This is a genomic window from Streptomyces sp. NPDC003697 (genome assembly GCF_053587115.1).
In genome coordinates, this window is sequence record NZ_JBSFNN010000162.1 from 1 (window position 1) to 2,934 (window position 2,934).

Annotated in this window: 4 protein-coding genes; 2 read left to right on the top strand and 2 right to left on the bottom strand. The window is 71.7% G+C overall.

Going from position 1 to position 2,934, the window contains the following annotated elements; all coding sequences use genetic code 11:
• Both ACWDNY_RS31265 and ACWDNY_RS31270 read right to left on the bottom strand, forming a co-directional pair.
• Positions 1-211, bottom strand: a 211-nt coding sequence (locus ACWDNY_RS31265) for a maltotransferase domain-containing protein (protein ID WP_451649183.1), incomplete at its 3' end; no start/stop codon positions are given.
• Between the two features lie 112 nt (positions 212-323).
• Entirely contained in the window at positions 324-629 is a 306-nt protein-coding gene (locus ACWDNY_RS31270; RefSeq protein ID WP_451649184.1) for a DUF5133 domain-containing protein, read from the bottom strand.
• A 302-nt stretch (positions 630-931) separates the two neighbouring features.
• On the opposite strand from ACWDNY_RS31270, the gene ACWDNY_RS31275 reads away from it, so the two are divergent.
• Both ACWDNY_RS31275 and glgX read left to right on the top strand, forming a co-directional pair.
• On the top strand, positions 932-1,444 hold the full coding sequence (locus ACWDNY_RS31275) for a pep a2 (RefSeq protein ID WP_451649185.1): 513 nt from the start codon (positions 932-934) through the stop codon (positions 1,442-1,444).
• Positions 1,441-2,934: glycogen debranching protein GlgX (glgX, locus tag ACWDNY_RS31280; protein WP_451649186.1), on the top strand; the 1,494-nt coding region annotated here is incomplete at its 3' end. The genes ACWDNY_RS31275 and glgX, both read left to right, overlap by 4 nt.

Consider the following 2,934-nt stretch of genomic DNA (forward strand, 5'->3'; position numbering starts at 1 on the left):
CCAGTTCCCGCATCGGGGTCCACGGGCCGGGGCGGCCCCGCGGGTCCCGCAGCACCACGTTCGCCGCCACGGCGTCGTGCCCCTCGCGGAACACGGTGGCGGTGACCCGGAACGTCTCGCCCACCACCGCCTTGGCGGGGCGCCGGCCGCACTCCACGGCCGGGCGGACGTCCCGCACCGGAATGCGGCCGATGGCCGGGGTCGAACTCATGGGGTCACCTCCACCGTGCTCGAAGGCCGGGCGCGGGCGCCCGGCGGGGGATCGATCCTTCCGTGCCCGCCGGGAACCGCCCGGCGGGCACGGACTGACGTGCCGGACGTGCCTACCGCCCGGCGGGAGTGCGCCGGACCGGCGTCTTCGACGGGTCCCGTCCGAGCACGCCGCCCTCGTGCGGCCGGCCGCCGCTCTGCCGGCGCGGACGGGTCACCGGGCCGGTGCGCAGGTAGCGTTCGGCGGCCTGCGCGGCCTCCCGCGCGCAGCGCTTCCCCATCAGCACGCACAGCGTGTAGCCCGAGTCCTCGAAGGTGGCCCGCACCGTGCGGTCGTCGGGCGACTTCAGCATCGCGCGTTCCCACGTCCGGTAGCGCCGCAGGTACCGGGCGACTTCGGTCTTGGCGGGTAGCAGCATGGCGCCGTTCACCTTTCGGCGGTTCCCGAGGAGCACGTCTCCCCAGGGTCGGGGCGGATCCGGGCACGCGAAGCGGCGGTTCCGTACGGCGCTCGGGAACTTTCACTCATGGTGCACGTTCAACGACCAAGCGTCCTGTTGGATCTTCAACGAGTCCGCTCACCTGCTCGTGTTGCACGAATGGCGTAGCGCGCCCAGTGTGGATCTGACTCAGAGGCAACCAGCGCTCACGCCCCGTATCCGTGGGCGGCCCGCACAGGCGGGACGGGAGCGAGAGCCTCGCCGGTGAGGAGCCGAGGACGATGAAGACCGCAGTGCCCTGCTACTACCACCTCGACGTGGAAGTCAGCCCGGAACGGGTCGGACAGGTCAGGCGCATCCTGGCCGCGCACCTGAGGTTCTGGGACCTGGAGGACCTCGTCGAGCCCGTCTGCAGCGGTGCCGAGATGCTGCTCAAGGCCATCGACGAGCACGCACGGGACAAGAACACCTCCATCGAGATGTGGTGGACCGGCCAGCACCTGATCACCGCGGTCGGGGAGAACAACCACGACCTGCGCCCCGACCAGGACCTGCGGAGCTGCCTCGCCCGCATCGCGGCGACGAGCCACGGCTGGGGGTGCTGCGCCGCCGAGACCGGTCGCAAGATCATCTGGTTCTCGCAGCGGGCCCGAGCCGGTGTCCGCGTCCCGCTCGTGCCCAAAACGCCCTCGCCGGCCCTGCGCGAGGGCCTGCAGCCGCCCCGCCCGCTGCCGGTCACCGCGCTGGCCGCCCCCGCGGACCTCCGGGACGGCGTCCTGGAGGCGACCCGGTGAGCGGGCGCACGCGCCGCAACGGGGTGCCCGTGTGGGGCGGGTATCCCTACCCGCTGGGCGCCGCGTACGACGGCGAGGGCACCAACTTCGCGTTGTTCAGCGAGGTCGCCGAACGCGTGGACCTGGTCCTCGTCGGCGACGACGGCAGACACCGCGAGGTGACGCTCACCGAGGTCGACGGGTTCGTCTGGCACGGCTACCTGCCCGGGACCGGGCCGGGACAGCGCTACGGCTACCGCGTCCACGGTCCGTGGCACCCGGCGTCCGGCCAGCGGTGCAATCCGCGCAAGCTGCTCCTCGATCCCTACGCCACGGCCGTGGACGGGCAGATCGACGACCACCCCTCGCTCTACGAGCGCTCACCGCACGGCCCGGACCCGGCCGACAGCGCCGGGCACACCATGCTCGGCGTGGTGACCGACCCGGCCTTCGACTGGCGCGACGACCGCCCGCCGAGACGGACGTACTCCGACAGCGTCATCTACGAGGCGCACGTGCGCGGTCTGACCCGCGCCCACCCCGAGGTGCCGCCGGAGCTGCGCGGGACCTACGCGGGACTCGCGCACCCCGCGGTGATCGAGCACCTGACCTCGCTGGGCGTGACCGGCGTGGAGCTGATGCCGGTCCACCAGTTCGTGCACGACGGCGTGCTCCAGGGGCGCGGTCTGGCCAACTACTGGGGCTACAACACCATCGGCTTCTTCGCCCCGCACAACGGCTACGCCGCCCACGGCACCCGCGGGCAGCAGGTGGCGGAGTTCAAGGAGATGGTCAGGGCCCTGCACGCGGCCGGCCTCGAGGTGATCCTCGACGTGGTCTACAACCACACCGCCGAGGGCAACGAGAAGGGCCCCACGCTGTCCTTCCGGGGCATCGACAACACCTCGTACTACCGACTCGTCGACGGGGACTGGGCGCACTACTACGACACCACCGGCACCGGCAACAGCCTGCTGATGCGGCACCCGTACGTGCTCCAGCTGATCATGGACTCGCTGCGGTACTGGGTCACCGAGATGCGCGTCGACGGCTTCCGCTTCGACCTCGCGGCCACCCTGGCCCGTCAGTTCCACGAGGTGGACCGGCTGTCGGCGTTCTTCGACCTGATCCAGCAGGACCCGGTGATCAGCCGCGTCAAGCTGATCGCCGAGCCCTGGGACGTCGGCGAGGGCGGCTACCAGGTGGGCAACTTCCCCCCGCTGTGGTCGGAGTGGAACGGCAAGTACCGTGACGCCGTACGGGACTTCTGGCGCGGGGAGGACCACACGCTCGGCGAGTTCGCCTCCCGGCTGACCGGCTCCGCCGACCTGTACGCCCACCACCGGCGCCGCCCGCGTGCCAGCGTCAACTTCGTCACCGCGCACGACGGGTTCACGCTGCGCGACCTCGTGTCGTACAACGACAAGCACAACGAGGCCAACGGCGAGGCACCTCACTGTCCCGCGATCCCCGGCGGGCGCACGACGACGGCTACGGCACCTCGCCGCGTT

Bases quoted from the DNA above. Each gene is read 5' to 3' on its own strand.
- ACWDNY_RS31270 (WP_451649184.1), bottom strand. From the start codon at position 629: ATGCTGCTACCCGCCAAGACCGAAGTCGCCCGGTACCTGCGGCGCTAC.
- ACWDNY_RS31275 (WP_451649185.1), top strand. From the start codon at position 932: ATGAAGACCGCAGTGCCCTGCTACTACCACCTCGACGTGGAAGTCAGC.